The sequence below is a fragment of the Providencia sp. PROV024 genome (assembly GCF_032709665.1).
Lineage (GTDB): Bacteria > Pseudomonadota > Gammaproteobacteria > Enterobacterales > Enterobacteriaceae > Providencia > Providencia huashanensis.
Window position 1 is genome coordinate 839,512 of record NZ_CP120545.1, and the last position, 25,307, is coordinate 864,818.

The window sequence follows — 25,307 nt, forward strand, 5'->3', positions numbered from 1 at the left end:
GCCGCCAGAAGCCAGCCTGAGAACATTATTCTGGCTTAGCATTGATTGTTCAAATAGTTTTAAACTATGGTCGTTAGCTCTCCATGAGCCGCCAACCTTAAACATGTTGTATTTTCTAGGGTTTCTTTGGATCGTATGAGGGGATATTTTTAATTTTTCAGCATATTCAGGGATGGTATAGTAATTTTCACTCACCATTAATCTCCTTATCTATCAATTTTGCTGTATATGATAAAAATGAAACTGGGTAATATTTCTTTAATTGCTCACTTGTCATTAACGACTTAAACTTATCTAGGTGTTTATTTAAAACGCTAATTTCTATTTCAGAGGTTAACTTTTCTTCATCCGCTATTTTTTTAAGTTCGTTCCTGCAATCCCTTGCTACTTTTCTGCGTCCATTCTCCATTTCCTGCGGTGTCATAGGCCACCTATGCTATTTTCAATATGTTATTAAATTTAATATTGCTTTCCACTTGATCCCCGAATACATCCCAATCACCAAATTTCTCACGAGCGAATAACTCGATGCGCGGTACGTCTCCATATAACTCTTCAAGCCTGTGGTGTGCTTCCTTTGGCTTTTCACTATGATCACCAAGGCATGAGTAAATTACTTGTCGAACACTGGCAGACTTACGAGGCAAGCCATTACCACGAACAGCTATCAGGCATATTTCGGCATTTGCTCGAGTGTAATTGCCGCCATTGATTTTCGTTTCGTTATTTAGAATATCCATATAATCGTAGGCGTCGAATAATTCACCGTTTTGAATTTGTTTTGTTATTCTTTCCATTGCCAACTTATTTAATTTAATCCAAACGAAACCGAGCATAGTTTTAACCTTAAACCCCCATGCTTCGGATAGCTTAATTGCTTCAAGCGCAAAATTACCCGTGTACCACATGCACAGGACGGAATTTTCAGAGGCTATAGTTTCTATTGGTAATCGAGAGAGGGAGTATAAATCGGTGGTGTTGTAATGATTGGTTGCTGCGCCGTTTGATGCTTTATTATTATATTGCCAAGGAGGGTCGGCTAATATGAGGTCATACTTTTTCATTCTCCGCATCCTTCATTAATAGAAATAATTCCATAGCTGCGCGGTATAAGTTATTGCTTCTAGTTCTTTCACTTGCAAAACCATACGCAGGTGAAGCAACCCAATTACCGCTGTCGTGTTCTTCTGCAAATACATCAAATGCGGTGCATATCTTAATCGGCATTGCATCTGATGGGTTGTTGCATGGGTCGAAAGATTCACCATCAACAAGTATCACCGACCAACTGTCGGTAAATTTAAGAAATAAACTCTCAGCAACCTTTTTATTAATCTCGAAGTCAGATAGTTCGGTGTATTTATTCATTGCTTCACCTCGAATTTAATGCCGACATCTTTATTAATTGATATCTTGATGCATGTACTGTCGTAATAAGGGCTAAGTTGGTCACGTTCGCGCTGTAGGTCTATAGAAACATTATTATCGTGGTAATAAAAATATCGACAACGAAACCAATTATCACCAACCTTAATTACATCATTGGGATTTAATTCACTTGCTGATTTATTCATTGATTAACTCCAGCTCTTCTTCAAGCCACCATGACGTTTGATCGTCTTCATCTACAACTAAATATGGTAATACTGCATCTTTATCGTCAATGGTATAAATAGTTGCTGTAATATCCCACGGTTTAATTTTAACCTTATCGCCGACTTTAAATTTCATATCTCACCCATTTCTATTCTTGCCAATTTATCTAACACCCTATCTCTCCTATATTTATGAACCTTAGGTTCATTCTTTTTATTTCCATGCCTACCACTGAAATAGTAATTAACGATTAATCTGCAATGTTCGTTATAGCTAGCCTCTATTAACTCATCCATCGTTGATAGCTTTTTCATTCCACACCTCCCCACAAACTACCTCAACATCCCGCACCTGCATTAATTGACTGGCACGACTCTCGCATTCTTGCTGTGTGTATATTTGCTCTGTAACAGGCACAGCAGAATCCTGTATTAGCATGAGTAATACATATCCTATTATTTACATTAATTGTTACTCTGAATTTTAGGGATAAAAAACCCCGCTAGTGCAGGGTGTTGATAAATAAAATAGATTGTATTTCTTTTTGTTTATCCATGAATGAATTGCATGATTTTTGTAAACCATCGGCTGTTGAGTATAAAGAGCCAACCTCGTATCCTTTTACTATCTTCTCAGAAAGAAGCATTGAATCATAAAGAATATCATAAGCATCGATTATAAAATCACTAAATAATTCTATCAATGCATCATCATTAATTAGGTTTGTGAGTTCCTTTAGAATTGATTCTAAATTTTCAGTGTTAATGTTTATTATTGCTGATGGCTTATACTCATTGTTGAATATAAAATCAAATCTATTATCTTTGGTCGCAACCAATATGTAACCATTAGTTAAATGATATTTGATATCAATATGCTTACCAACGTTTAATATAATGGATATTAATGATTTAAGCTCCATTACGATATGGTTATTTATTTTCATTTGATGTGTAAATTGATTTCTCACAGCACATATTTTTCTTTCGATAATAGCGTTGTTTGTTTTTTGTGCATCCCATTTCTGCCAAAAATATACAATTATTGTTACCAATATTCCCAATGATGAAATGAGACTAAATATAAGAGATAATTTTTTAGAGGTAATATCACTAGCATGCCAAATTTCAGATATAATTGGATATAAGACCGCAATTAAGAGCATTAAAGTAAAACCAAACGATAGTTTTGTTGTAAGACATTCATCTCTTTTTTTACGCATAACCCCTCCTTATTTAAAGCAGGAATCATACTCACATCCATGTGACTAATCCACTGTCAAAATACCTCCTTAATTCACACTTATTTGTTTTAATGCCTCACGAACTGCATTTAAGCGCGATTCCATTCTTAGATATTTAGGGTTGGAAATAGACGGCCAATCGTTATACCAAGCATCATCACCAAACAAATTAAGTAACTTACTGCCTATATAGCAATTGCAACAATCACTCTTAACATCATCGGATGATTCAATTAAATCCCAATACTCCCTTGCTTCGCATTGGTCTATTTCATCATCTTTGCGCAGTTCGATAACTTGCTTTTTAGCATATTCAGCATTTGCATCGTTATCATCATCTATCTCAGAGTTTAAATTAGAATCTAGCTTACCTATCCAGTAGTGGTTATTAATCCTATGAATAAACTCAACTAGTGAGCTGCCCATAGAGCCCCAAAAACAAGACCATGAATCGCCACTTTCGCTAATAGTAACTCTGCCATTTTTGTTATCACCGTAATCTTCAAGGTAAACATGAATGGGGTCGTGACGCTCTATGCCTGCTATCACCAGTTTAGTCACTTGAGATTGTTCAACCTTCATATTCATTCCTCTTATTGCATCTATTTAATCGATATGATTAAAATAATTCATCATTGTTTTTAATTTATGACCTATAGTTAATTTGAACTTTCTAATTATTTTTGTAGTCCTCGCCGATTCTCCCTGTGTCGGCATTTTTTTATCTACTTCCTTGCTAAATTCCATGCCTTAACTATTCTTAAACTGCATACACAGATAAATTATAAGTTTCATTCCTGCACGTCCCCTTGCCGTCCGCTACGTGGCGGCTTTTTTATTCATTGCATCCCTGCGAGTTAATGGCGATTCTTTAATCCGTAGTAATAACCACGTTTTAACCAGCGATATATTTTCTTAACCGCACCTGGCTTGGCTCTAATTTCGTCGGGAATGCATGATATATGCTTTATCATTGTATTTAATCGCCACCCCTTCTTACCTAAATTAACACCATTATTAATGTATTCACTGCGATATTTTTTAAGCCATTCGTCTGAGTTACACCTAGGGCACGGCATGACATCATCTGAATAATCGTAATAGTCACTATGATTGTCGATATATAAGCGACCTCCGACGCATTTACCTGTCCTATGGCTTCCATAGTTGCACGAGTATTGAGTTTTGTTTTTCATATCTATCTCCTGTTTGCATCCTTGCAAATATATCCTTGTATTTAAACGTATGGCTTAATATCGAATTGTTTAAACCATTCTTTTATTTCGTCGTATTCATCATCGCTAATTCCATTTTCCTCTAGCCATTCTTGAAATGAATCTCTGGCGGCATCTTTAGTTAAGTAATAAATGAAATTTTGCAATTTGTTTGGTGCTTTCATGGCTATATCCTTTGGTTATTATTCGATTGGCTTTTCCCATTCGATGTAAGCACAATCTTCAGCCTCAACTACAACATGACCTGTGTTATCACACCCGCAGCATTCAACCTTATCGTAATTAAACACCTTCTCATGACTTCCTTCCGTGTGAATAATTACTTTATTGGAATGGCAAATTTCGCATAGATTAAATGCATCAATCTCAATTAACTTTTTCATGGTTATATCCTTTGGTTAAATCACATAAATAGCGGGAAGTGTTGCTAGAATGGTGGTTCTTCATCAAAATTCATTGGCGGCTCGTTATAACTCGGTGCCTTTGGTTTATTTGATTGCTGTGGTTTCGGGCTTCCTGCCTGAATACCACCGTTACCGCCTAACATCTGCATGGAGCCACCGATATTTACCACCACTTCTGTTGTGTATCGGTCTTGACCGCTTTGGTCTTGCCATTTACGAGTTTGCAAAGAACCTTCGATATAGACTTGTGAGCCTTTTTTCAGGTATTCACCTGCAATCTCAGCTAATTTCCCGAAGATGCACACTCGATGCCATTCAGTTTTCTCGCGCATTTCACCTGATTGCTTATCATGCCACGATTCCGATGTGGCTAGTGTGAGATTTGCTACTGCGCCACCATTTGGCATATAGCGAATTTCAGGGTCTTGCCCTAAGTGACCAATGAGAATTACCTTGTTTACGCCTTTACTAGCCATTTACGCCGCCTTTTTAAGTTCGTTAATTCTAATACCTGTTAATCTATGGCATTCATCCTGAAGTTGCTTATTGCCTTCCAGCGCGCCCCACGTTTCCCTATATTTAGTCATGATTTCGTCTTCATTGGTCGCCTTTAATAGATAGGCTGTAAAAACATCAAGTGGGGTCTCAGCTTCCTGCTGTTGGTTCACTTGCTGTTTATGTTCATTTCGTGGCGCATTAGATGAAGGCAGTGCCCATGCTGGTAGTGTAGGGATTTCCCACCAAAATATAGTTCCATCCTTGGTTTTGGCTCTAACCCATCCATTTTGATCTTTGGGCTTTTCAGTAACGCATTTGGTAAATGACTCTTCTAGTTGATACAGGTATCTACCAATGCCCCACTGAACTGCCGCGCGTTTCATTGAGCCAGACATACCGCCTTTTACCGCTTCCACTGCGGTATTTTCAGCGCCATCCCATTTAGTGATCCATTCGTTATCAATTTTTATTGATATTCCACACATGACGCCTTTATCTGGTGCTGGGGTGAATTCATTTTTCCAGCCTTGTTTTCCGCAAACTTCATCCAATCGCTTTTGAATAGCTCGATTTGTCACATATGCGAGAACCATTGCCCAGCAAGCACCTTTGTTTGTTTTTCCTGATTGCTGAACTCTCCATTCAATATCGTTAGGGCTGAATGGCTCATCTAGTTTGTCTAAGTCCATATTTACCTCTCAAGCCAGTAATTAATGCTAAACTCAACATCAGGGTCTAAATCAGGTTGGCCTAGCAGCCAAGTTAAATACCCTGCGTTTTCTTTCTTCACTTCGGTAAATGTCATCCCTTTGTACTTACCGAAACGCAACTTGCTTAATAGTGATGGCTGATTAGTTATTTCTAACATTTCCGTATCTGACCATCCGGAATCATCCTTGATCCGCTTAAATAATGACGCTGTAACAATGCAGTCATATAGCGCTCTGTGAGCGTGTAACCCCCCTGGCACATGAACATCCAGTTTCAGTGCGTAGCGCAGATATTGATTACTGTGACTTTCTAGCTCAGGCCATAAACGCCTTGCTAGTTTTAGAGTGCAAATAAAAGGCACGTCCATTTCTTGCATCATCCGTTTATCGAACTCTGCATTGTGTGCAATCAGATAATCAGCGCCTTTGTAGTTAGCGATAACTTCATCAATAATCGGAGAGTTAACTACCATCTCATCGGTGATGTGGTGAATGGCCATTGCGCTTATTGAGATTGGTTTCTGAGGGTTTACAAAGTGGGATTGCTGCGAGTTATAATCAATTTCCGTGTCGTTTAAATCGATACTTGCTATTTCAACTATTCCGCTATCAAAATCACAAGTTTCGGTATCTATTGTTCTGTATTTAGTCGCCAACTTTTCTACCTCCCATTGGTAGCTCTGGAATATTTAGATAAGGGTCAAAGTTATCTTTGAATAAATGCCTTGCGTATCGCTCCAAGTCAGCCTGTCTTCGTTGAGCTTTAATGTGTTCAGGTAGAGGAGGGTAGAATTGAGACATTTCTAAGTTTTGACTTTTAACTACTGCGGCAAGAGCTGTTTCTAGTGTTGAAATCCTTTCAACTGGTTTAATTTCATCGCCCGTTAGGTCGCGCACTCTTCGCCTTTCGATATCTTCATCAATCATTGAGAAAGCATATTTTCGGGCAGCATCCTTGCTTTTATGACTAGGGAATGCAGGTATTAAATACTTACCCATATTCTCTCCTTAGCCAGCCTGTTGGCACTGATTGAGGCTGAATACCAAGGCTTTCCATGCGATAGTATTCTTCTTCCTCCTCACGTTCCCTGCGTCGCTTCTCGGCATCCTGCCTTTGCTTGAGTTCATACTCTGAAATTCTCATGCTGCGTCCTCATGCTGTTCCCTGATGATCTTCTCCAACAGTTCCCTTGTTGGGTTTAAACTCAATATCAGCCATTCCGTGGCGTTGGTTTCTATCCTTGTATGTGAATCAAACTCAAGCGATATTCGCTGCCCTCTGTGCGCCGCTGGCTTTGAATTCAAATAAATAGCATCGCTTTCTATTTCAATTGTTTGCATACGTCACCTCATAAAAGCAGGAAGAAGAAAAAATATAAATATCAGGATGGTAGCTACACAAAATCCGGCACTTGGTTTATTTTTGATAGCTTGCGGCTTGGTAGGTCTAACCATGCAAACGTCTCGCATTGCACGGCTGTATTTATTTTTTTCTTGCATGATTAATCCTCACTTATCGATTGATAGCGATTGTTATTTAGGTTCTGGTGTTGGTGCGGTGGGTATTAGTAATTCATTGTCATGTGGGGGATTTGGTTACTTGCAACTAGCTTAATAAATTCAGTCGCTAATTTTTCGTCAAATCCGTTACTGACTAAGGCTTTCAATGCCTCTTGATTAAATACACGGCGATGTTCTTTATCTTCTTGACGCTTCGCATCTTCCTTACGCTTGCGTTCTTCTTCTGCCAGTCGTGCTTGTTCAGCTTCATGAGCTTTCTTACTTTCAGCTTCGATAGCTAATTGCTTCTCAAGCTCCGCTCGCTCCTGAGCTTCTTTAGCGTCACGCTCGGCCTTTTCCTTGGCTTCTTTAGCTTCTTGCTCTGCACGTTGAATAGCTTCCTGCTTTTCACGCTCGGCGCGTTCGGCGGCTTCTTTTGCTTCACGTTCGCGCTGTGCTGCTGCTTCGATTTCTTGCTGTGCTTTTTGTTCGGCTTCTAACCTAGCTTGCTCTGCTGCTTGTTTCTTCAGCTCTTCTTCGTGAGCAATACGTTGGCGTTCTGCTTCGGCTTTAGCTTCTACTAAATCACGGTCGAATTTCTCATTCATGAGCAGGGCGATTTCATGGTCTGACTCGATGCGCTCAGCAAGTGCCTTATCGAATGCCGCGTTCATTTCTAATGCTTCTTCGTGCCACGCTAACATTTGCTTTTCTGCTTCGATTCGCTCTTGCTCGGCTTCCCACTCAGTTAATGGCTGTCGAACTTTATCGCGCAATGTATCGAAACGCTCTCGCACAGTTCGGCGATTGGCGTCGATTAGCTTTGGTATTTCTTTTAAATCTGCTACTAAATCTTTACCGAGCCCATCAAGGTAAGTTTTTGATTGAGCGACTTTGTAGGCCAATGAAGCAATTTCCTTGCGACCTTTAATAGTGGTGACATCAGGAATAAAAGAGTTAACTTCTTGTTCTACTTTGCGAATGATATCTTCGACGCTATCCGATGACTTAAATACTTCAAGTGCTGTCGATTTCTCAATTACGACTAATTCATTTGCCATTTCCTATGTTCCTTATGTGCGTATTCCTCACTATTAATAGCGATATGAATGATTAAGTGGTGGGTTACTACTGACCGAGGGCTTTTGCGATTACAGCGTCAGTGATATCTAAATTGTCGCCACTGTCCTGTTTGTAGCTTGCAACTATGTTTCGTAGTCGAATGAGCTCACTTAATAACTCTGGTGCTGCTGCGATTAGATGAGCGTTGGCCTTATGCTCTCCACGAGAAAAACTACTAGAGTCATTAATTAATGCAATGAACTTGTCACCAGAGTGTATTGAGCATTGAACTACTTCATCTATTTGCCAAGGTGCTGTACTATGCTTAAATTCCATATCACCCCCTAGCCTTTAACATTGCATCTGCCATGGTATAAGCATCACGCGCTACCCATTTAGCCGCTTCATCATTGACGTTATCCAACTGACCGGGATTAGCTAAAATTCCCTGCATAGCCTTAGCAGCTAGATAGTCACGTAAACTCATACCTGTATGAGTGCCATGTAACTCTGTTGCTGGAATTGGAAAAGCCGCACCACCTGTTTTATCTGTCATACTCCCTCCGTTATTAACTAAACACGATGCTAGTTGTTTTCAATCGCTTGCATTGTGTCGAAAACGCTCCAGTATTTTTCCCAATCGTAGATATCGTATTCTTCTGTTTCTTCGTTCCAGTCACCACTAAACGGGTTTTCACATACTGAAGTTAACCAGAAACCAATAGCAGGGTAGTCAGGGTTACTTTCGAATATTTCAGCAATTCGAGGCCAGTGATTTACACGCTCCTCATTTGGCTTGAAATCAACTAGATAATCCCTTATGCATTTAGCAGCCTCTGCATAGTGTTCTTTTTTCACATAGCAATTATCATAGGTCATCGCTAGAACTGCGCGTTGGTGATAGGGGATGTCTTTGTTTTTATACAAAGGCCATAAACTATCTATAACTCTTGAATACCCAAAATCATCACAGCCTAAATACTTAATAGCCATGTCATTCCATATTACAGGGCCTGAGCCAAATCCATTTTGTAGCTCTTCAATGCAACCGTGGTCTTCATTAGGCCATACCGCAACAATTGTTGTTACGCTCATCTCTATCTCCTATCTATTAATCAACTCACCACAGCCCACCTTGATGGACTGTAATTAGTTAACTGTGCCTGCTTTTACGTTAACGATTTTAATCTTGCTATCAATGTGTTGTAACTTGTTGAAAACCTTTCGCAAGATTCTTTAAGGTCATAATGATTAATTGCGTCAAGGATTACGCTAGCTTCTACATGCGTTAATTGCTTATCTCTGAAGTTATAGGCGGCCGCTGAAATCACTCTCCCGCCTAACGCATCCATTCCTATATCTGGCTGAGGTTCTTTGCCGTTTTTATATTCGACAACATATGTTATTTTTCCCATCTGCTAATCACCTTCTAATTAATTGTTAATAATTGCTTTATTCTTGTTGGTGAGTGTTTTTGTGCATCAAGAACAGCATCACAGAACTCTATTTGGTGATAATAAAATTTAAGCATTAACTCACTCATCATTGATTCATTCATGAATACCTCTTTTGCATCAATACCTCTCTCAGTAAGAAAGAGAATGAATTCTTTTAGGTGCTGTTCTATGTTTAAGTTCATATTCATCCCCTTGCCGTAACGCTTCCATCACTCATAATCGGCTTGCGTAGCCGTGGGTGCTTGCGTTCTACATCGGGTATGTCTTTTATCCCAATAAGTAAATTTGCCAGTACATCGGTTTCGTCTACTGGTTTGAATATCGAGTCCCATATTTCTTCCACTGAGCGGCTTGGCGTTTTTATCTCTTCACGTTTACGAGCTAGAAATGCAGCTCTGCGCTCATATCTACGTTGAGAGTAATTACTTCTCTCAATGACTTTTATCGTTGCCATATTTGCCTCCTAAGTGATCTTTGGTGGTGTAGTGCTGTGTCAATTGTTTTTGTCAGCTTTACCTGCGGCTGCCGGTGCTACCCTCGATTTTGTCTGTGGGCTTGACTCTTCCGGATGATTTGCACTACACCCCAAAAACCACTCAGTGGTGATTCAAGAATGCCTGAATCATGTTTGTCTATTTTTTTAAAGAGCATGGCTTGCTGATTAATCCCGCTTGCCTTTGATGTGATTAATAATACTAGAGGTATTAGTTATGGTCAATACTAATGATATTAAAATAAATACCAAAAGTATTATTTGATTGAATTTAAACGGAATTTATTTTAAAAAATTATTTATCTTGAGAGGAAAATCACACAGTTGGGGAATTGTAGGCACAAAAAAGCCCTCGCGGAGAGGGCTTCTTGTTAGTTAGATGTTATTTTTATTGTTCTATCAGCTAACAGTGAAAACTGATCTTTAAAAGATGTCCTACTTTGCTTCATTGTATTCAGTGCATGCCCAAACTGACCAGAGTCTTTAATGTTTTCATCTGTTATGTCGAAAACAGGAACGGATAACGTCTGGCTTATAGCTATTAATGAGTTAAAGTCAGATATGTGAGCTAAATCATATGCTGATAACTCATTCTTATGGCTCTCATCTAAGATTTTTTGTATCAGTTCTTTACTTTGGACGCAATTTATCTCACTTAGTTTTGGAACCAAAATTGTATCAACTGCTTCTCTAATTTTTGATATCCACAGCTCAAATGATTTAGCTGGCGCTCCATTTCTTGGTCTATATCTTTGCTGAATCATGCCTATAAATTTGGGTGAGTTCTTGATTGCCCTAGATGATGGGCTATCGTGTGCCATTTTAAATAATGATAATTCAGCATGCCATTTTGGTATATTTATCGCTAAAGATTTTACTGCTTGCCAGCAGAAGAAGTCTGGTGTTGCTGGAACAATGAAATAGTCACTAGACATTAATATAACTTCATTTAATCCACCAACATTTGGACTTAAATCGTATATCACATAGTCAATGTTATTTTGATCTGCAATTATCTGAAGTGTCCTTGGTAAGTTTCCAGGTATGTTTCTTGTTGCAGGTATACCTGATGCAATTTTCAAGGAAACGCTAATTTGAGAATCTAATTCAGATACATTTAAATGACCAGGTAGCAAGAATAAGTTTTTATTAAATGTGTTAGTTAAGTTTCCACTTTCAGTGTCTAGGTATCTATCTGGCTGTCCACCATTAATTAAAAATTCGACTATAGGGCCCATAGTAAGGTTGTCCCTACTAGAATAAAAACTTTCAAGGCCGTCAAATATTTTTGAAAACCCTAGAACCATTCCGGTTAAGTTACATTGTGAGTCAAGATCAACTAATAGGACCCTCTTACCTTGGTTTGCTAGCTCCCAGCCAACATTAAATGCTGTTGTAGTTTTACTTACCCCACCTTTGTGATTAAAAAAACATATAGATTTTGCCATGTCACCATCTTTACCTTGAGAAATCATTATCGCCTCTTATTTTACCTTATAGAACTTAGTTAGTAATCTATATTCCCTGTAATAAAAAGGATTTTTATTATTTATATTTAAAATGTTACGCTGGCACTAGACTAGCTTCATCATCATCTGAACAGCCACTCCGATGATCTTGCAGTTTCCATTGATTGGCGTTATAGGCCATGCAGGGTTTAAGCCTTTTAAAAATTTTTGACCGCCATCAATAACTAGTTTTTTGAATGTAGCTTCGTTGTAGTCTGTTAATTTTGCGATGACTAAGCTGTTATTTATAGGCTCTCTACCAGTGTCCACTAAAACTAATGACCCATCTGGGACGCTTTGCCCTGATGGCGCAGTCATTGAGTCACCCTCAACTCTCAACCAGAAAGCAGATCCTTGTACGTGCACTTCTGACTCATACCACTCATCAATCTGATCTAGAGTGTACGGCTCACATGCTTCGTTCCATGACCCAGCTTGTACCCAACTGATTACAGGGTATTTGGGTGCAGGTCTGTATGGTCTAGGGTTAGACACGTTGGGCGAGAGAGCGTTAGTGATCATTTCTGCTTCTTTAGCCAAAGTTGGGCTGAAGTCACCGATAGGGACTTGAAGCACATTAGAAAAAACAGAAGCAATCTGAACATTAAGCGGGTTTCGACCATTTAGATAATGGCCCACACCACCTTGGCTAATATCTAGCATGTCAGCAATTTGCTGTTGCGTTATTCCCAATGATCTTTTCTTGGACTCATACAAAGCTTTCAGTCGATTTGCATCTTCAAGCTGTTCTGTCGTCAATTTGTTCTTGTTGCTCATAGCGCTAATTCTAATACCAAAGCTATTAAAAGTGTTAATACCATATGTATTGACCTTTATTAATACTTTCAGTATTATTTGTGTGTGGAATAAAAAGGAGATTTACCATGGAAAGAATTCCTTTATCTGAATTTGTAAAAGAGAACAGTCAGGAAAAGGCAGCATCACTAATTGGGGTTCACCAAACAGCAATTAGTAAAGCCCTTCGTGAGGGTAGAAATATTTTATTAACTGAAACTGAGAATGGAATTAAGGCCATAGAAATTAAACCATTCCCAAGTAGTAAAAAATAAGAATCAACCGCTCTTTAAACAACTTAAACCGCTCTAGGCACTCTTGGAGCAACCAATAACTCACAGGATCGTGAGCAACGGACTAACTACGTCAAAAGGAATTTAACAAATGGACTACGCAAAAACTATAAACATCACATGTAAGCCTGAAATTCTCGAAAGTTACTTTTTTAAGAGAATGCTAGACGAAGGTAATAACTCGTTCGCTAGTGAAATGGGAATACATCCAACAGCATCAAGCCGAGAAAAGAATCGGATATTCAAACTAGCTTGTAAGGCAATAGCTCATTACGGGCTACCTGCGGATGCTGTATCAATGCCTGAGAATTCTAGAAGCGTAGTGATTGAAGGTGACTATGCAGAACGATTAATTCGGGCGCTGGAAAGAAAAGGGAAGGTAAAAAGAAATGCCTCAAATCTGGCACAAGATGAGGCTCAAATTGAACTACTTTAAGGAATCAATAATTGCAGGAGTAATTATACATGGAAGATGATTTTTTAACAACGAACCAGAAAACGCGTTACTCATACCCATACATAGCAAACAAAGAGGTGATCACTCAAGGTAAATTACCTAGTGATTTCACTGTTGGCGGTTGGGTGTATGTCATGAGTAATCCAAGCATGCCAGACATATATAAAATCGGAATGACGACATCAACCCCTGAGAAAAGAGCTAAAGAGCTTTACTCAAGTTCAGGGGTACCAAATCCCTTTAAGGTTGAAACTGCATATTACTCTCACAACCCAAGGGGTGATGAGAGCGTTATCCATAATACTCTATCTGATTTTAGAGTTAATGAGTCCAGAGAGTTTTTTAATGCTCCATTAGAAAAGATTAAATGGGCCTGTAATGACGCAGGTCTTGACTGTCGAGATAGTGATCTAGCTGAAATTGCGATGCTAACAAATGTCATCTGCACTGATACATCTAAACGTTTAGATATTGAAGATATCTTTGAGCAAGAAGGTCTCTATTTCTTTGGTGACAAAAACGCAATCGCTGAAATACTCCTAAGAATATCTGCTCGATTAATGCTAAGAGCCAAAGGTTTTTCGTTTTATATAAATGAAGGAGAAATTAGCCTTATTGAACAGGCAGATGAACAATATTTCAGGAGCGTAGAAAACAGACCTCAGCGTGAGATACCAGATTTTATTAAGGAGTTAATTGATGGCCAGAGCAAGAAATATTAAACCGGGCTTCTTTACTAATGATGATTTAGCAGAGTGCGAGCCATTGGCTCGTATTCTTTTTGTAGGCTTATGGACAGTTGCCGATCGCGAAGGTCGACTGGAAGATAAACCACGAAAAATTAAAGCTATGGTTTTGCCATATGACGATGCTGATTGTGACAAATTACTCGCTCAATTACATGGCAAAAACTTTATCACTAGATATGCAGTAGATGGAAATGAGTTTATCCAGATTAATAACTGGAAGAAACACCAGAACCCACACATGAAAGAAGCGGCTAGTGAAATACCCGAACAAGTTACGCAACCTACTGATATTAAAGAAGCACCAGAAAAGCACCATACAAGTACAGTGCAAGAACCAGAAGAGAATCAAACTATCCCTGCTGATTCCCTTAACCTGATTCCTGATTCCCTTAACCCTATAAACACCCAAGCCGAAAACACGGCTTGTTCTGATGAGCCTGAAAATAAATCGGCAAGTGTTCACCAGATGTCTAGCAAGTACGCATTCGAAGGCGAGGTGATCCGATTAAACAAAAAAGATTTTACTGAATGGCAAAGCCTGTATTCAAACATCGACCTCGAACACGAGTTGAGACGACTGGATATTGAGTTCAGAGCCGATAAGCCCAAAAACTGGTTTATCACTGCTAGTCAGAAATTGAATTACCAGAACAAAAACACTAAGCCAGCTTGGACGCCATCTAAGCGGGTTATGCCGCCTAGTCGAACCCAAGAATTCATACCGGAGAACTTCTGATGAGCACAGGAATGCAAGCACTGGCTCGGTTTAGAAAACTGATGCCGGAACACATCAAGCCAAAGTTTGAAACACCTGAAGAACTCATGGCATGGCAACGAGAGCAGGGTGAAATTGATTCAAAGCGGATCACCGATGCAAATCGCGTTACTCGACTGAATAAAATTATGGGTCGCTCTGGAATAAACCCGCTTCACCTAGATTGCACATTCGATAACTACCAAGTCACTACACCTGAGCAGCAAGCCGCATTACGCAAAGCCAAGAATTACGCTGAGAATTTTGGCAAAAACTTTGGCGGGTTCATATTCAGCGGCAATGCAGGAACCGGAAAGAATCACTTAGCAGCAGCAATCGGAAACCACCTCATACAGCACGGTAAGAGCATTCTAATCGCTACACTGCCAGACCTAATGATGAGAGTTCGTGAAACCTACCAGAAGGACGCTAATACCTCAGAATCGAAATTAATCGATGACCTGTGCGAGGTTGATTTACTGGTGCTTGATGACGTTGGCGTACAACGTGGAAACCTCAACGAGGATTTAATTATTTTCCAAGTTGTAGACCGTCGATTAGCAAACAAAAAGCCAGTTGGAGTACTGACTAACTTAGCATTCGCAGAGCTTTCAAGGGTACTGGGTGAGCGAGTTATTGACCGTTTAAGAATGGGTAGCCCGACAACGATTAATTTCGGGTGGGAAAGCTACCGTAGCCAAGTTAAGTAATCAAAGGAATTTAAAATGATTAAACACAGAATTGGTAAGCCATACGTTAGGCGTCTAAAGCAAAGTGATACCCCAGCCACTACACAAGCAAAATCAGCGATAGATTACCTAAATCATCAAGATAATTACCTGAAAGATGCCAAGGCATATGCGGTTTGTCTGCGCGGTTTGCCAGAGGTATTCCAAGTTTCATTATCAAAAAGGCAACTCATTAAACTCATGCATGCGGCGATTTTGTAAGCATAACACACCAAATCATAAGGACTTCTAGATGAGCGGATACGCAATTCTTCAAGAATACATGTTTAGTGACAAAGACAAACACGAATGGACTGATGCCATGTGTTACTTGCTAGGAAAGTATGACGAATTTCCTAGTGATATGGATGTAAATATTCAGCCAGAGCCTGAGCATAAGGATTTCAGATTCATCAAATCGCCAGAGGGAAGAATACTTTTCGGTAATTGCATAGTCCCAGCAATAACAGCCGATGATTTTTACCAGTTTAAAGCGATTAATTAAGCGAGGTGTTGAGTGATGAAAGAACGCAAACCACTTTTTGTTAATAGCGCTCCATTTCTTGATGAAAATTTCAACCAAGTCTCAGCTGATTTAGCAACAGCAAGACGCAAAGCGAATGAAATGGAAAGGAAAACACGAAAATTAAACTGGGGTAAAAATGCAATTGGTTTTGTTTTTGAGGCTGAGACTCATTTCAATGTTTCAGTCGGGTTTGAATGTAGAGCATTAAATTAAAGGATTGAGTGATGAAAGGAACAACGTTAACAGAGCTGAACAAAGCCTACTTGCGACAAGGGCGATTTATAGCGGGTAGATACATTCATGCGAACGTTAAATACTTCAGACAAAGAACAGACGCAATATTTTTTGAGCACGAACTAGCAGCCGACAAGCACAGACCACGCGGCAAAGCATATTTGCGATTAATGGAAATCGAGAATTTATCCAACACAATGAAGTTTAAAGCGTTGCAAGAAAAAATTCGCCAGATGGAGGCATCTAATGCAGGGAACTAATTGGGTTAAGTGTTCAAATAAAATGCCCGAAGTTGGTAAACCAGTAATTGTTAAATTGGGAGCCATGCTTCACATCATGCACATCAGCGACTTTGACGGAAAATGGGATGATGGCGAGTTTTTATCGGGCGTGGGATTAGAAAACATCAAGTATTGGCACGAGCTCCCACCAATGCCAGAGGGTGAATGATGAACGAACTCAAGAAGTGCCCGTTTTGCGGGTGTGGTCGAATCTTCGTAGCAGAATATGAATATGAAGATAAACCTACGTACCACAAGGCTGAGTGCAACGAATGTGAAGCAGAAACGGGATTCAAGGAAAGCAAGCATGAGGCCATAGCAGCATGGAACAGGAGAGCTAACAGTGACTAAAGAGCAGCGCGAAAAACTCAGAATGTCATTTGGCGGTAAGTGCGCCTACTGCGGTTGTGAGTTACCAGAAAAAGGTTGGCACGCAGACCATGCAGAACCGATAGTAAGAAAAACCGTTCAAGACATGGAAGCGGCTAAAAAAGGGAAGCTTAGATTTAAGCAAACTGGAGAATGCTATCACCCCGAATTGGACAATGAAGACAACCTAGTTCCAGCATGTAAGGCTTGTAACATCTACAAGGGATGCAGTGGAGTTGAAGAGTTCAGGCAGACGATAACTAGGGTTACGGTAAATTCATTAGATAGAACTCAATCTCTTAGAGCTGCAAAACGATTTGGAATAGTAACAGTCGATGAGTCACCTGTTACGTTTTGGTTTGAAAAGTACCAGCAGGAGAGCTAACAGTGAGTGATGAAACATACAAATGGATAGTGGGCACGTTATCAATGATGGGTTACGTGTGGATTGTTACACAGGCGTTTTGCTGGTTCGTAAGTTTGATATTCAGCAAATTATTTAAACGCAAATCAAAGGAGCGCAAGCAAGCGGCAATTGATGAATTGTACGACGCGTTTGAACTAGGCGAAGTCAAAGATAACCAGACAATTAAGGTTGCAACAAAAGGCGGCTTAGTCGTTATGATTTATCGTCAATAGGAGGTTAAATGTCACTCAAAACATACTATCTCAGCAGTAAAAAAATCAGACAGAACGCCATTGAAGCAATACAAAACCTACCAATAGATTCAGCCAAGCCATACGAAGTCAAACTCTCCGAACCTAAACGAACCAAAGCACAAAATGACCGCATGTGGGCGACTCTTACTGATTTGTCTGAGCAGGTTATGTGGCATGGCCAGCGGTACGACAAAGAGGATTGGAAGGACTTAATCACCGTACTGAATAAACAAGTCAATGGCGGTGCTCAGCGGTCGGCCGTTGGTCTAGGTGGTGGCATTGTCTACTTCGGTGAGCGTACTAGCAAAATGCGAGTAAAGCAGATAGCAGATGTTATCGAATGCGCTCACTGGTTCGGCTCACAAAATGGCGTGAAATTCACTGATGACGCAAAGAGAGAGCTGGAGTGGGCGCAACGTATCGGTGACAAACAGAAACTCAAGGAGCAGCAAGAGAGATGAAACGTAAACACCTAAACTTAACACTCGGAGCCAAACTGTTTTTTGTGGCCATATTTGCTTGTCTATTTGCATCAGCGTGGATATTTATTGAGGTGATATATGGCTAACTTACGCAAAGAAGCAAAGGGCAGAGAGTGCCAAGTCAGAATACCAGGAGTGTGTAACGGAAATTCTGAAACTGTGGTAGGTGCTCATTATCGAATGGCTGGTTTATGTGGCACAGGATGCAAGCCTAGCGATTTATTTATAGCTTGGGCGTGTAGTGCTTGCCATGACGAAATAGACCGCAGGACGCGAATCACGGACGCTGAATACGCAAAGCAATGTCACCTAGAGGGGGTTATGCGAACTCAGGCCATATTGCAAAGTGAGGGGAAGATTAAGGCATGAATGAATATTACCTTAAATTACCGTGGCCACCGACAAATAACACATTATTTTCAGTAGTCAACGGAAGGAAAATAAAGAGCAAGAAAGGCAGGATATTTACCGAAGCAGTAATAAATCAAATCACCAAAGAAAATCAGCAATTCAATTTATCCGGCAAGCTAAAAATCAAAATAGTAGCCAACCCTCCAGACCTAAGAAAGCGCGACCTAGACAACCTCCTCAAAGCACCATTAGACGCACTTACACAAAGCGGCGTTATTGCTGACGACAGCATGTTCCGCAGTATGTGTATTGATTTTGGTGAAAAGGTTAAAGGCGGTTCCTTGGATATCACTATATGGGAGATAGGTGATGCAGACTGAAATAACAACTATTCCAGCGTTGCTTGTTAAGACGCACGGAAACATGAGTGAAGTCGCAAGGCGACTCAATTGCAATAGGGCAACAGTCAAGAAATATTCTGGTGATGTATTTAGTTTTGACCACGCGATTATAAATGGTCGACTGATGACTAAGTATAAACATACGAAGGGGGCTAAATGAGAAAGGCTTCATTTGAACAAATAGCTTACTTCAGAACTGAAAAGGAAATGAGGAAAAAGCTTTTCGGAACACTTCCAAAACTAAGCCCATCAGAAAGACCATGGACTAGATATATGCTCACCATATGGGGAAGAAACTACCAAGGAGACGATTCTCCAGATGGCCTAAATATAAATGTTATTGGTCGACTAATGACAAGGGATGAATGGGACGATGGCTCAGCCACTTTGATTCGTGCCACTTTCGATAACTGTAGAAAGATGGGATACACAGGCAATGAGCTAATCGAAAAGGTAAAAGAAATTATTGCACCAAACAAATCAACACTCGGCGCACTTCGCCTCGCCAAAGAAAAAGATGACGCCGAATTTGTTGAAAAGTGTATTAACGAAATTTTACCAACGAGCAACCCGCTTCGTGATGTAGTTATTAAACGCTATAAGCAATGCAAAAGCCCGCAAAACATTCTAGAGGAGCTATCGAGGAAAACAGGTATAGATCTAGACTCTGCCAAACGTCGCGTTAGATGGGCTTGTGCGATGATTGAAGATGCTATTCATCCTATGGTTAGTGATATCAAGTAGCATTATTTTCTATGTAATTTATTAATAGGAGAAATCTATTGCATTCTGCGCCTAAATAGTATACTGTTTATGTTATGCTCGGTCGTGAAAGGCAAAGAGCAGGTAACAAGGTAAAAGAGGCGGCGCTTGTTATCGATCCCGCCTAGTTGGTCACTTCGTCGATTGACTGGAACTCCAACCGCATCGGCTGAGAGGTCGATATAGTTTGTAATGGTTGGTTATACTTTAATCATCATTCTACCAGTGTGTTAAGTAAGTACGGTCGTGGGGTCCTGACATCTCCGATCTGAGCGTTATCCCCGGCAAGGGATTATGCTTAATTAATAGAGCCTCACTTCGGTGGGGCTTTTCGCGTTAATAGTGCCCCTCATAACCTCTACGCAGAACGGAGAAATCTGGTTTGCGATACGTTTGGGGCTTTCGGTGTAAACACACTCTTCATTTTGGAGAGTTGTGTGATTAGGGACACCAGATGATGTTTTGGTCGACGGATATCTGGTGTCCCTTTCTATTTTAATTACCCCGAATTCGAGGGAATAAGTTATTGATATTGTTCCGTTATGGGAATCCACATAACGCTAATTCAACCTGTAAGTAATCCTTACAAGTTCACATATTCGGTTATTCCGAACAACTGAATCCCTTGCTATAAGGTTACGGTAGCGCGTAACAGTCTGGCTGAACTAAACCAGCCATCTATTTCAAGAGGTCGCCTAGTGCGGCTTTTTTGTTACTGATAGTTTTCGTCAGATTGAGCGCCTATTTTTATCATTTAAAATAAATGCAAATGATGATCTGATGTTGGCAGCGGCGTAAAAAACCAAAGCCCAAGGTATTCCGATTCCTTGTTATCAAATTCGGCGTGGTGTTATCCCTACCGCGATTAAAGGAAAGGGGTATCAAATTTAAGGCTGCGCATTGCGTGGCTTTTTTTATTTGCACCAGTAGCTCAACGGCAGAGCAGGCAACTCATAATTGCTTGGTTATGGGTTCGAATCCCGTCTCGGTGCACCAAATACGCCGCCACAGAATTCTAATCAACCAAACGAAAATTGACGCATAGAGATTGTGCGCGGCTATTTATTAACTAAAACACAGGTGTTATATATGCCAAGTACCGCAGCTGGTGCTATCGTCGGCGCGGCAGGCGGTGGTGCAATCGGATTAATGACAGGAAGCTTTGACTACGGAGTAATTACAGGTGCTATTATTGGCGCAACTGTTGCGGTCATAGCCTCAAAAGATAACAACAAGAAAAAGGTTCTGTTATTTATCTTATCGTTTTTAACTGGCGTTCTTATCTCTGAATCAGTAGAGCGAATAATTGTAGCTGAGACGGGTTATGAGATAGGTAAAACATTAACAGCCATTCTGGTTTCAGCGTTATTCATTTCATTGCTTCTCATTATCGCAAGTAGCGAGACACTAACAAAGGCCATTAGATGGCTACCAAGACTCATTGAGAATAATTTCTCCGTATTGATGAGCACCTTAACTGAAAAGTGGAGGGGCAAAAAATGAGTTATCAAGAGATTATCAACTATACGAATGTCGTCGTGTTAATTCTCATGGCCATTCGTGTATTTCTATGCAATTACGCTCGCCACAGAGATTCATTTATCGGCATGGTGCTTATCTGGCTTTGTATCTGGCAAAGCTACCAATTAATAAAGCCTAATGATTTCGATACGAGCTTATCTAACTTACTCGGTGATGTGTTCATCTGCGTTTTGGTTTTTGCAGCTAAAGGCAACATCATGCAGGTATTTAAAAAGGTGAAAAATGAGCAACTTCAAATTCAGCCAGAGAAGCGAAAACAACCTTAAAGGCGTTAACCCTGATTTAGTGAAAGTTATTCGTCGCACGTTGGAAATAACACCCGTTGATTTCATTGTCATTGAAGGTCTGCGAACTCAAGAGCGACAAAAGCAATTGGTTGCAGAAAAGAAATCACAAACGATGAATAGCCGGCACTTGACAGGTCATGCAGTAGATATCATCCCAGTAAATACTAAATGGCAGGTTGATGAGTTTAAGCCTTTATTGAAAGCGGTTAAGCAAGCGGCTGATGAGTTAGGTGTTAAATTGCGTTTTGGTATCAACTGGAAGAATGACCCGTCACTACCAATTGAAACTAAGTTCATTGATGCGCCTCATGTTGAGATTCCAGCATGAGAGCAGGCTACATAAAAGCGTTATTCATTGCATGGCTGATACTCTTTGGTGTGGTTATTTGGCAGCGATGGGAAATCAGCGGCCTGAATGATGCTAATAAGTCACTCGCCAAATCACTAGCCCAGCAATCTCTCATATCAGACAACGCCTACACCTCAATATCTATCTTTGACCGTATCTCTGGAGCAACCATTGATGCTAAACAACAAAACACACTGGACGCACAGGGAGCCAAGAAAGACGTCAAAACTATTCTTGATGGTAATGACTGCGCTCCCGTTGCTGCTCCTAATGGTCTTATTAACAGGATGCGGCAATACAAAGACTGAATACGTATTAGCACCTCACATCCCCATTCCTGCAAGTTTATTGGCTGATTGCCCGATGCCAGATATCCCCGACAAAATGACGTGGGGAGATATCGCTGAATACAACATTGAACTGATGTCGGTAATTAAGGCGTGCAACTTGGATAAGAAAGCAATACGGGAAATTGAACAACAAAGAAATGCCCCAAATATCGGGGCGAAGCGAGAATAACAGTTCATGAATGTAACGCAACTATACGTTAATCGTGAATGACCACAACCTTAAAAAGGTAGTAATCTCAAACGGATATTACAAATATGAGCCTCGCAAAATAGCGGGGCTTTTTAATGGCAAAAAAATAGCCCCTGGTGTTGAGGCTTGAAAAGGAAAATATCTTTACTGTGTGCATCTTAAGGACGGCACTAATTCTATACAGAGTTTGTTCAATTAGTTACATGGTAGTTAAAAATAAGTTTAATTATGTAAATTTATTTATCTTCCAATGAATCAGAGGCTTTTTAATAGGTGTAATTATCCCACCACTTAAGGGGGTGATCGCTATCTTGACTGCTAGGAACAGACTAGAAGTGGCTTAGCAGAGTATCGCTAGGCTGCGAACTCTACGCATTTCACCGCTCATTCACAGAGCAATTCTAAAACGTCGAATCCAATCACTTTGATATGAGCCTTCGAGGAAGTCAGTTATAGCTGGCGAGCTTCGACGGGCTGATTTTCTATGTGAACGAGGGTTCATTTCAAATGTAGGTAATACGTTATGAATAATTTAATGGTAGTTAATGGCATTGATTTTCGCGAGCTTGTATTTCTAAGCGGCTCAAATGCAGAAACAGACACATTCAAGGTGGCTTTAGCATTTAAGAAAAGTCACAAGGATGTATTAAGGAAGGCAAGGTCAGTCATTAAGTCGTGCTCGCCTAGTTTTGCAGAGCGCAATTTTACGCTTTGCCATGAAAACAATAACTTACAGAATGGCAAGCCCCAGCCATTTTACAAGATGACTCGTGACGGCTGGATGATGTTAGTAATGGGCTTTACTGGAGATGAAGCTGTAAAGCTTAAAGAAGCATTCATCAATGCATTTAACTGGATGGCTGATGTTATTACCAAAAATATCCGCACCATGGAACAAGAGAGAAACGAAGTAATTCTTGAGTTCATGAAAGAGAAGGATGTGGCTAGCATGTCAGGTCGATTACTAAATCGATGGGGTAGAGTCAAAAAGCCACAACTTCTTAATCGAATTGCGGAGATAGAAGAAAAAGGCCAGCTACGATTACCTGAATTCAACGCATAAGGATATCACCATGAAAATAAATACAACTGGACTAACAACGGGTCAATCTTTCGCAATTTTAGCAGTATGCATGATCGCCGCACTATCAATAAGTTTCTTTGTGTCATGGTGCTTGCTGCATATTTGGAATTGGTTTGCTGATTCTGCGGGGTTCGATTTAGCGATAAGTATTAATTGGGGAACCGTGGTTGGATTATCAGTAATTCTATGGGTTCTTAAGTCGATATTTGGCAAGAAGGAATAGGTCGCTCAGCGGCCTTTTTTATGCGAAAGTATAACTACTGGCTAGAGTCGCTCTCGAAAAGTGGTATCGTCACCGCCTGCCAGTATTTCAATGACGAATAACTAGACGAGGTTATTGTGAAAGAGAATCAAAAATTACCACTACATCCGTTAGAAATCATTGCTGAATGGCGCAAAGGGTGTTCGTGTGCAATTGATAGGCCAGCGGAATGCGTTGAATGCACTGAGGCGGCTATGGCAGCTATTGAGAAATGGCACACTATGATAAATGCTCAAAACTATCCTGACGTTGGCGCGCAATTACAGAAAGAAAAAACATTCTCGTTAATCGGTGGTCCATTTGATGGTCAAAAGGTTAGTCTTCCAGTTACAAATGATGGCATCCCACCGTTATCCTATAAGGCAGGTGAGCGGATAGATACTGGTATAGACAATGGTACTGGTGTTCAGGTAATGGCAATTAATACGCATCTTTACGAGTGTAAAAAGGTAAAAGAAGGCGATTGCGTTAAGTATGAATATCACTACAGCGAATCAGCATTCATAACAGAATAGATAACAAGAATTCACAATGACCCGCCAAGTGCGGGTTTTTTATTGGGTGGAATATGAAGAAATACACAGTAACAGCAACAAAGAAAGACGGCACAACATACGAAGGCTTAATGACAACTAAAGAACCTCGTGTGACTAACGGCCTAATCGCAATCGCTCAGGCTGACGGCGCATGGATATACATTTCACCTGACGAAATCAGTAGCGTTGAATATGTGCCAGTTGTGGAGACATTAACTGATGCCTTGAGTGGTGCGTAGATGAAAAATGTCAATGTGAGCATGACCATTGCAGATAGCGAAGGTAAAGAAATAGAAGGCGCTACATTTAAGGTATTCAAGCGTAAAAGAGATGGGAAATTCATTGTTGAGCTCGATGGTATTGGTGAACCATTTGCTATGAGGTTAACTGTGCTAAATAACCTTATGCGCATCGATGATGAGCCAAGTAACGGTGGCGTGATCGGGTGGTTAAAGAGGTTGTTTTGCAAATAACCAATCACAAAGCTCATCATGGTGGGCTTTTTAATTTGTTATGAGGGAAACGATATGGACAAAGAATTGTTAGCTAGGCCATATCCATCACATGATTTTATCGAAGCATTTTCTCCACACATAAAAATAGCACCCGCCCCTGAGGTTAATGAGTGGGTTGTTCACCATTTACTCGACGACGAGAGTGACATCCATAACCCTGATCATCTTCACTTAATTGATGCAGATATTTGTTTTATGTGGGCTTCCAATTCATTCAACAAGAAAGGTCGATATGTACTAGGGCAATGTGAAGAAGTCATGATGCGTGTTGGTGGCTGGCAGAAAGCCAGAATGGAACAGCAAATGTATGCATGGTTTGGTCGCATACCTAAGTTTGTTATCACATTAGCGGCTGATTACTGCGCTCAATGTTCTGATGCAGAGTTTTGTGCATTGATTGAGCATGAGCTTTACCACATAGCGCAAGACATGGATGAATTTGGTGCGCCAAAGTTCACACAGGAAGGCATGCCAAAACTGAAATTAAGAGGTCATGATGTAGAGGAGTTCGTCGGGGTTGTTCGTAGGTATGGTGCTAGCGAAGAGGTTCAAGCGGTCATTGACGCTGCAAGCAAGCCTGCTGAAGTGGCTCGCATTGATGTAGCAAGGGCGTGCGGAACGTGCCTGCTTAAATTGGCGTAATA

The 25,307-nt window shown here is 40.4% G+C and carries 54 protein-coding genes and 1 tRNA gene; 29 read left to right on the forward strand and 26 right to left on the reverse strand.

All coding sequences use genetic code 11. The features are described from left to right. Nucleotides 1–187 precede the first annotated feature (187 nt). From P3L56_RS03575 to P3L56_RS03700, 26 genes are all read right to left on the reverse strand, one after another. Nucleotides 188–424, reverse strand: a complete 237-nt coding sequence (locus P3L56_RS03575) for a hypothetical protein (protein ID WP_272686197.1) — start codon at nt 422–424, stop codon at nt 188–190. Between the two features lie 7 nt (nt 425–431). Continuing rightward, nucleotides 432–1,064, reverse strand: coding sequence for an MT-A70 family methyltransferase (locus P3L56_RS03580; RefSeq protein WP_272686196.1), 633 nt, complete (start codon nt 1,062–1,064; stop codon nt 432–434). Then, entirely contained in the window at nt 1,051–1,368 is a 318-nt protein-coding gene (locus tag P3L56_RS03585) for a recombinase (protein WP_272686195.1), read from the reverse strand. Before P3L56_RS03585 ends, P3L56_RS03580 begins: the two co-directional genes overlap by 14 nt. Next, nucleotides 1,365–1,574, reverse strand: coding sequence for a hypothetical protein (locus P3L56_RS03590; RefSeq protein WP_272686194.1), 210 nt, complete (start codon nt 1,572–1,574; stop codon nt 1,365–1,367). Before P3L56_RS03590 ends, P3L56_RS03585 begins: the two co-directional genes overlap by 4 nt. Then, nucleotides 1,567–1,731, reverse strand: coding sequence for a hypothetical protein (locus P3L56_RS03595; RefSeq protein ID WP_272686193.1), 165 nt, complete (start codon nt 1,729–1,731; stop codon nt 1,567–1,569). The genes P3L56_RS03590 and P3L56_RS03595 overlap by 8 nt, the downstream gene beginning before the upstream one ends. Further along, entirely contained in the window at nt 1,728–1,910 is a 183-nt protein-coding gene (locus P3L56_RS03600) for a hypothetical protein (RefSeq protein ID WP_272686192.1), read from the reverse strand. Before P3L56_RS03600 ends, P3L56_RS03595 begins: the two co-directional genes overlap by 4 nt. A gap of 188 nt (nt 1,911–2,098) precedes the next feature. Beyond that, nucleotides 2,099–2,818 (reverse strand): hypothetical protein, encoded by a 720-nt coding sequence (locus tag P3L56_RS03605; RefSeq protein WP_272686191.1) that lies wholly within the window; start codon nt 2,816–2,818, stop codon nt 2,099–2,101. A gap of 69 nt (nt 2,819–2,887) precedes the next feature. Next, a complete protein-coding gene (locus tag P3L56_RS03610) occupies nt 2,888–3,421 on the reverse strand; it encodes a hypothetical protein (RefSeq protein WP_198861206.1) in 534 nt (177 codons plus the stop codon). 275 nt (nt 3,422–3,696) lie between these two features. After that, the gene (locus tag P3L56_RS03615; protein WP_316927692.1) at nt 3,697–4,035 is read right to left on the reverse strand and encodes a hypothetical protein; all 339 of its coding nucleotides are present in this window, start codon (nt 4,033–4,035) and stop codon (nt 3,697–3,699) included. 41 nt (nt 4,036–4,076) lie between these two features. Further along, nucleotides 4,077–4,238, reverse strand: a complete 162-nt coding sequence (locus tag P3L56_RS03620) for a hypothetical protein (RefSeq protein WP_272686350.1) — start codon at nt 4,236–4,238, stop codon at nt 4,077–4,079. Between the two features lie 18 nt (nt 4,239–4,256). Further along, the gene (locus P3L56_RS03625; RefSeq protein ID WP_272686349.1) at nt 4,257–4,457 is read right to left on the reverse strand and encodes a hypothetical protein; all 201 of its coding nucleotides are present in this window, start codon (nt 4,455–4,457) and stop codon (nt 4,257–4,259) included. 44 nt (nt 4,458–4,501) lie between these two features. Further along, nucleotides 4,502–4,954 carry a single-stranded DNA-binding protein gene (locus P3L56_RS03630; protein ID WP_272686348.1) on the reverse strand — a complete coding sequence of 151 codons (453 nt, stop codon included), beginning with the start codon at nt 4,952–4,954 and terminating at the stop codon, nt 4,502–4,504. Next, nucleotides 4,955–5,665: a Rad52/Rad22 family DNA repair protein gene (locus tag P3L56_RS03635; protein WP_164529041.1), complete on the reverse strand. Its 711-nt coding sequence runs from the start codon at nt 5,663–5,665 to the stop codon at nt 4,955–4,957. It abuts the gene before it with no gap. A gap of 2 nt (nt 5,666–5,667) precedes the next feature. Continuing rightward, nucleotides 5,668–6,342 (reverse strand): exodeoxyribonuclease X, encoded by a 675-nt coding sequence (gene exoX, locus P3L56_RS03640; protein ID WP_272686347.1) that lies wholly within the window; start codon nt 6,340–6,342, stop codon nt 5,668–5,670. Then, nucleotides 6,332–6,685 carry a hypothetical protein gene (locus P3L56_RS03645; protein WP_272686346.1) on the reverse strand — a complete coding sequence of 118 codons (354 nt, stop codon included), beginning with the start codon at nt 6,683–6,685 and terminating at the stop codon, nt 6,332–6,334. Before P3L56_RS03645 ends, exoX begins: the two co-directional genes overlap by 11 nt. Continuing rightward, entirely contained in the window at nt 6,678–6,830 is a 153-nt protein-coding gene (locus P3L56_RS03650; protein WP_272686345.1) for a hypothetical protein, read from the reverse strand. The genes P3L56_RS03645 and P3L56_RS03650 overlap by 8 nt, the downstream gene beginning before the upstream one ends. After that, on the reverse strand, nt 6,827–7,027 hold the full coding sequence (locus P3L56_RS03655; RefSeq protein WP_272686344.1) for a hypothetical protein: 201 nt from the start codon (nt 7,025–7,027) through the stop codon (nt 6,827–6,829). The genes P3L56_RS03650 and P3L56_RS03655 overlap by 4 nt, the downstream gene beginning before the upstream one ends. Before the next feature lie 224 nt (nt 7,028–7,251). Continuing rightward, nucleotides 7,252–8,247: a cell envelope biogenesis protein TolA gene (locus P3L56_RS03660; protein ID WP_316927693.1), complete on the reverse strand. Its 996-nt coding sequence runs from the start codon at nt 8,245–8,247 to the stop codon at nt 7,252–7,254. A gap of 67 nt (nt 8,248–8,314) precedes the next feature. Then, complete coding sequence (locus tag P3L56_RS03665) at nt 8,315–8,584, reverse strand: hypothetical protein (RefSeq protein WP_272686334.1); 270 nt, start codon at nt 8,582–8,584, stop codon at nt 8,315–8,317. Nucleotide 8,585: 1 nt separating this feature from the next. Then, nucleotides 8,586–8,804, reverse strand: a complete 219-nt coding sequence (locus tag P3L56_RS03670; RefSeq protein WP_272686336.1) for a hypothetical protein — start codon at nt 8,802–8,804, stop codon at nt 8,586–8,588. Between the two features lie 29 nt (nt 8,805–8,833). After that, nucleotides 8,834–9,343 carry a hypothetical protein gene (locus P3L56_RS03675; RefSeq protein ID WP_105881161.1) on the reverse strand — a complete coding sequence of 170 codons (510 nt, stop codon included), beginning with the start codon at nt 9,341–9,343 and terminating at the stop codon, nt 8,834–8,836. A gap of 74 nt (nt 9,344–9,417) precedes the next feature. Next, nucleotides 9,418–9,663, reverse strand: coding sequence for a hypothetical protein (locus P3L56_RS03680; protein ID WP_272686333.1), 246 nt, complete (start codon nt 9,661–9,663; stop codon nt 9,418–9,420). A 14-nt stretch (nt 9,664–9,677) separates the two neighbouring features. After that, entirely contained in the window at nt 9,678–9,887 is a 210-nt protein-coding gene (locus tag P3L56_RS03685) for a hypothetical protein (protein ID WP_272686332.1), read from the reverse strand. 2 nt (nt 9,888–9,889) lie between these two features. Continuing rightward, a complete protein-coding gene (locus P3L56_RS03690) occupies nt 9,890–10,159 on the reverse strand; it encodes a hypothetical protein (protein ID WP_272686331.1) in 270 nt (89 codons plus the stop codon). A 410-nt stretch (nt 10,160–10,569) separates the two neighbouring features. After that, nucleotides 10,570–11,673 carry a ParA family protein gene (locus P3L56_RS03695; RefSeq protein ID WP_272686330.1) on the reverse strand — a complete coding sequence of 368 codons (1,104 nt, stop codon included), beginning with the start codon at nt 11,671–11,673 and terminating at the stop codon, nt 10,570–10,572. A gap of 99 nt (nt 11,674–11,772) precedes the next feature. Beyond that, nucleotides 11,773–12,483 (reverse strand): LexA family protein, encoded by a 711-nt coding sequence (locus tag P3L56_RS03700; RefSeq protein WP_193450963.1) that lies wholly within the window; start codon nt 12,481–12,483, stop codon nt 11,773–11,775. A 107-nt stretch (nt 12,484–12,590) separates the two neighbouring features. On the opposite strand from P3L56_RS03700, the gene P3L56_RS03705 reads away from it, so the two are divergent. From P3L56_RS03705 to P3L56_RS03840, 29 genes are all read left to right on the forward strand, one after another. Then, on the forward strand, nt 12,591–12,776 hold the full coding sequence (locus P3L56_RS03705) for a Cro/CI family transcriptional regulator (protein ID WP_042847907.1): 186 nt from the start codon (nt 12,591–12,593) through the stop codon (nt 12,774–12,776). A 109-nt stretch (nt 12,777–12,885) separates the two neighbouring features. Then, nucleotides 12,886–13,230 (forward strand): hypothetical protein, encoded by a 345-nt coding sequence (locus tag P3L56_RS03710; RefSeq protein ID WP_240105867.1) that lies wholly within the window; start codon nt 12,886–12,888, stop codon nt 13,228–13,230. Between the two features lie 29 nt (nt 13,231–13,259). Further along, entirely contained in the window at nt 13,260–13,973 is a 714-nt protein-coding gene (locus P3L56_RS03715; protein WP_272686329.1) for a GIY-YIG nuclease family protein, read from the forward strand. Beyond that, nucleotides 13,951–14,736, forward strand: a complete 786-nt coding sequence (locus P3L56_RS03720) for a hypothetical protein (RefSeq protein WP_105881152.1) — start codon at nt 13,951–13,953, stop codon at nt 14,734–14,736. The genes P3L56_RS03715 and P3L56_RS03720 overlap by 23 nt, the downstream gene beginning before the upstream one ends. Further along, nucleotides 14,736–15,464, forward strand: a complete 729-nt coding sequence (locus P3L56_RS03725) for an ATP-binding protein (RefSeq protein WP_272686328.1) — start codon at nt 14,736–14,738, stop codon at nt 15,462–15,464. Before P3L56_RS03720 ends, P3L56_RS03725 begins: the two co-directional genes overlap by 1 nt. A gap of 15 nt (nt 15,465–15,479) precedes the next feature. Next, nucleotides 15,480–15,704: a hypothetical protein gene (locus P3L56_RS03730; protein WP_272686327.1), complete on the forward strand. Its 225-nt coding sequence runs from the start codon at nt 15,480–15,482 to the stop codon at nt 15,702–15,704. A gap of 31 nt (nt 15,705–15,735) precedes the next feature. Beyond that, complete coding sequence (locus P3L56_RS03735) at nt 15,736–15,987, forward strand: hypothetical protein (protein ID WP_272686326.1); 252 nt, start codon at nt 15,736–15,738, stop codon at nt 15,985–15,987. Nucleotides 15,988–16,002: 15 nt separating this feature from the next. Beyond that, nucleotides 16,003–16,221, forward strand: a complete 219-nt coding sequence (locus P3L56_RS03740) for a hypothetical protein (protein ID WP_272686325.1) — start codon at nt 16,003–16,005, stop codon at nt 16,219–16,221. A gap of 11 nt (nt 16,222–16,232) precedes the next feature. After that, the gene (locus P3L56_RS03745) at nt 16,233–16,502 is read left to right on the forward strand and encodes a hypothetical protein (protein WP_272686324.1); all 270 of its coding nucleotides are present in this window, start codon (nt 16,233–16,235) and stop codon (nt 16,500–16,502) included. Beyond that, the gene (locus tag P3L56_RS03750) at nt 16,489–16,692 is read left to right on the forward strand and encodes a DUF551 domain-containing protein (protein ID WP_272686323.1); all 204 of its coding nucleotides are present in this window, start codon (nt 16,489–16,491) and stop codon (nt 16,690–16,692) included. The genes P3L56_RS03745 and P3L56_RS03750 overlap by 14 nt, the downstream gene beginning before the upstream one ends. Then, complete coding sequence (locus P3L56_RS22605) at nt 16,692–16,874, forward strand: Lar family restriction alleviation protein (protein ID WP_410480076.1); 183 nt, start codon at nt 16,692–16,694, stop codon at nt 16,872–16,874. The genes P3L56_RS03750 and P3L56_RS22605 overlap by 1 nt, the downstream gene beginning before the upstream one ends. Nucleotides 16,875–16,896: 22 nt before the next feature. Continuing rightward, entirely contained in the window at nt 16,897–17,277 is a 381-nt protein-coding gene (locus P3L56_RS03755) for an HNH endonuclease (protein ID WP_272686335.1), read from the forward strand. 2 nt (nt 17,278–17,279) lie between these two features. After that, the gene (locus tag P3L56_RS03760) at nt 17,280–17,531 is read left to right on the forward strand and encodes a DUF4752 family protein (protein WP_272686322.1); all 252 of its coding nucleotides are present in this window, start codon (nt 17,280–17,282) and stop codon (nt 17,529–17,531) included. Between the two features lie 8 nt (nt 17,532–17,539). Beyond that, complete coding sequence (locus P3L56_RS03765; RefSeq protein WP_272686321.1) at nt 17,540–18,013, forward strand: recombination protein NinB; 474 nt, start codon at nt 17,540–17,542, stop codon at nt 18,011–18,013. A 99-nt stretch (nt 18,014–18,112) separates the two neighbouring features. Next, entirely contained in the window at nt 18,113–18,403 is a 291-nt protein-coding gene (locus tag P3L56_RS03770) for a DUF1364 domain-containing protein (RefSeq protein WP_109911134.1), read from the forward strand. Beyond that, nucleotides 18,400–18,765: a RusA family crossover junction endodeoxyribonuclease gene (locus P3L56_RS03775; RefSeq protein WP_272686320.1), complete on the forward strand. Its 366-nt coding sequence runs from the start codon at nt 18,400–18,402 to the stop codon at nt 18,763–18,765. The genes P3L56_RS03770 and P3L56_RS03775 overlap by 4 nt, the downstream gene beginning before the upstream one ends. A 43-nt stretch (nt 18,766–18,808) precedes the next feature. Further along, nucleotides 18,809–18,946, forward strand: coding sequence for a hypothetical protein (locus tag P3L56_RS03780; RefSeq protein WP_316927702.1), 138 nt, complete (start codon nt 18,809–18,811; stop codon nt 18,944–18,946). Then, nucleotides 18,943–19,530 (forward strand): hypothetical protein, encoded by a 588-nt coding sequence (locus P3L56_RS03785; protein WP_226693966.1) that lies wholly within the window; start codon nt 18,943–18,945, stop codon nt 19,528–19,530. The genes P3L56_RS03780 and P3L56_RS03785 overlap by 4 nt, the downstream gene beginning before the upstream one ends. A 938-nt stretch (nt 19,531–20,468) precedes the next feature. After that, nucleotides 20,469–20,544, forward strand: a tRNA-Ile gene (locus P3L56_RS03790). A 93-nt stretch (nt 20,545–20,637) separates the two neighbouring features. Then, a complete protein-coding gene (locus P3L56_RS03795) occupies nt 20,638–21,051 on the forward strand; it encodes a putative holin (protein WP_071548375.1) in 414 nt (137 codons plus the stop codon). Further along, entirely contained in the window at nt 21,048–21,356 is a 309-nt protein-coding gene (locus P3L56_RS03800; RefSeq protein WP_272686292.1) for a hypothetical protein, read from the forward strand. Before P3L56_RS03795 ends, P3L56_RS03800 begins: the two co-directional genes overlap by 4 nt. Further along, on the forward strand, nt 21,313–21,705 hold the full coding sequence (locus P3L56_RS03805; RefSeq protein ID WP_272686291.1) for a M15 family metallopeptidase: 393 nt from the start codon (nt 21,313–21,315) through the stop codon (nt 21,703–21,705). The genes P3L56_RS03800 and P3L56_RS03805 overlap by 44 nt, the downstream gene beginning before the upstream one ends. Continuing rightward, nucleotides 21,702–22,034 carry a hypothetical protein gene (locus tag P3L56_RS03810; protein ID WP_272686294.1) on the forward strand — a complete coding sequence of 111 codons (333 nt, stop codon included), beginning with the start codon at nt 21,702–21,704 and terminating at the stop codon, nt 22,032–22,034. The genes P3L56_RS03805 and P3L56_RS03810 overlap by 4 nt, the downstream gene beginning before the upstream one ends. Beyond that, the gene (locus tag P3L56_RS03815) at nt 21,997–22,245 is read left to right on the forward strand and encodes a peptidase (protein ID WP_306804139.1); all 249 of its coding nucleotides are present in this window, start codon (nt 21,997–21,999) and stop codon (nt 22,243–22,245) included. The genes P3L56_RS03810 and P3L56_RS03815 overlap by 38 nt, the downstream gene beginning before the upstream one ends. Nucleotides 22,246–22,789: 544 nt before the next feature. Further along, nucleotides 22,790–23,329: a Rha family transcriptional regulator gene (locus P3L56_RS03820; protein ID WP_210846710.1), complete on the forward strand. Its 540-nt coding sequence runs from the start codon at nt 22,790–22,792 to the stop codon at nt 23,327–23,329. 360 nt (nt 23,330–23,689) lie between these two features. Next, nucleotides 23,690–24,127: a hypothetical protein gene (locus P3L56_RS03825; RefSeq protein ID WP_272686290.1), complete on the forward strand. Its 438-nt coding sequence runs from the start codon at nt 23,690–23,692 to the stop codon at nt 24,125–24,127. Between the two features lie 53 nt (nt 24,128–24,180). Further along, nucleotides 24,181–24,387 carry a hypothetical protein gene (locus tag P3L56_RS03830; protein WP_272686289.1) on the forward strand — a complete coding sequence of 69 codons (207 nt, stop codon included), beginning with the start codon at nt 24,181–24,183 and terminating at the stop codon, nt 24,385–24,387. Continuing rightward, the gene (locus P3L56_RS03835; RefSeq protein WP_210831460.1) at nt 24,388–24,621 is read left to right on the forward strand and encodes a hypothetical protein; all 234 of its coding nucleotides are present in this window, start codon (nt 24,388–24,390) and stop codon (nt 24,619–24,621) included. Nucleotides 24,622–24,675: 54 nt separating this feature from the next. After that, nucleotides 24,676–25,305: a putative metallopeptidase gene (locus tag P3L56_RS03840; protein WP_272572431.1), complete on the forward strand. Its 630-nt coding sequence runs from the start codon at nt 24,676–24,678 to the stop codon at nt 25,303–25,305. Nucleotides 25,306–25,307 lie beyond the last annotated feature (2 nt).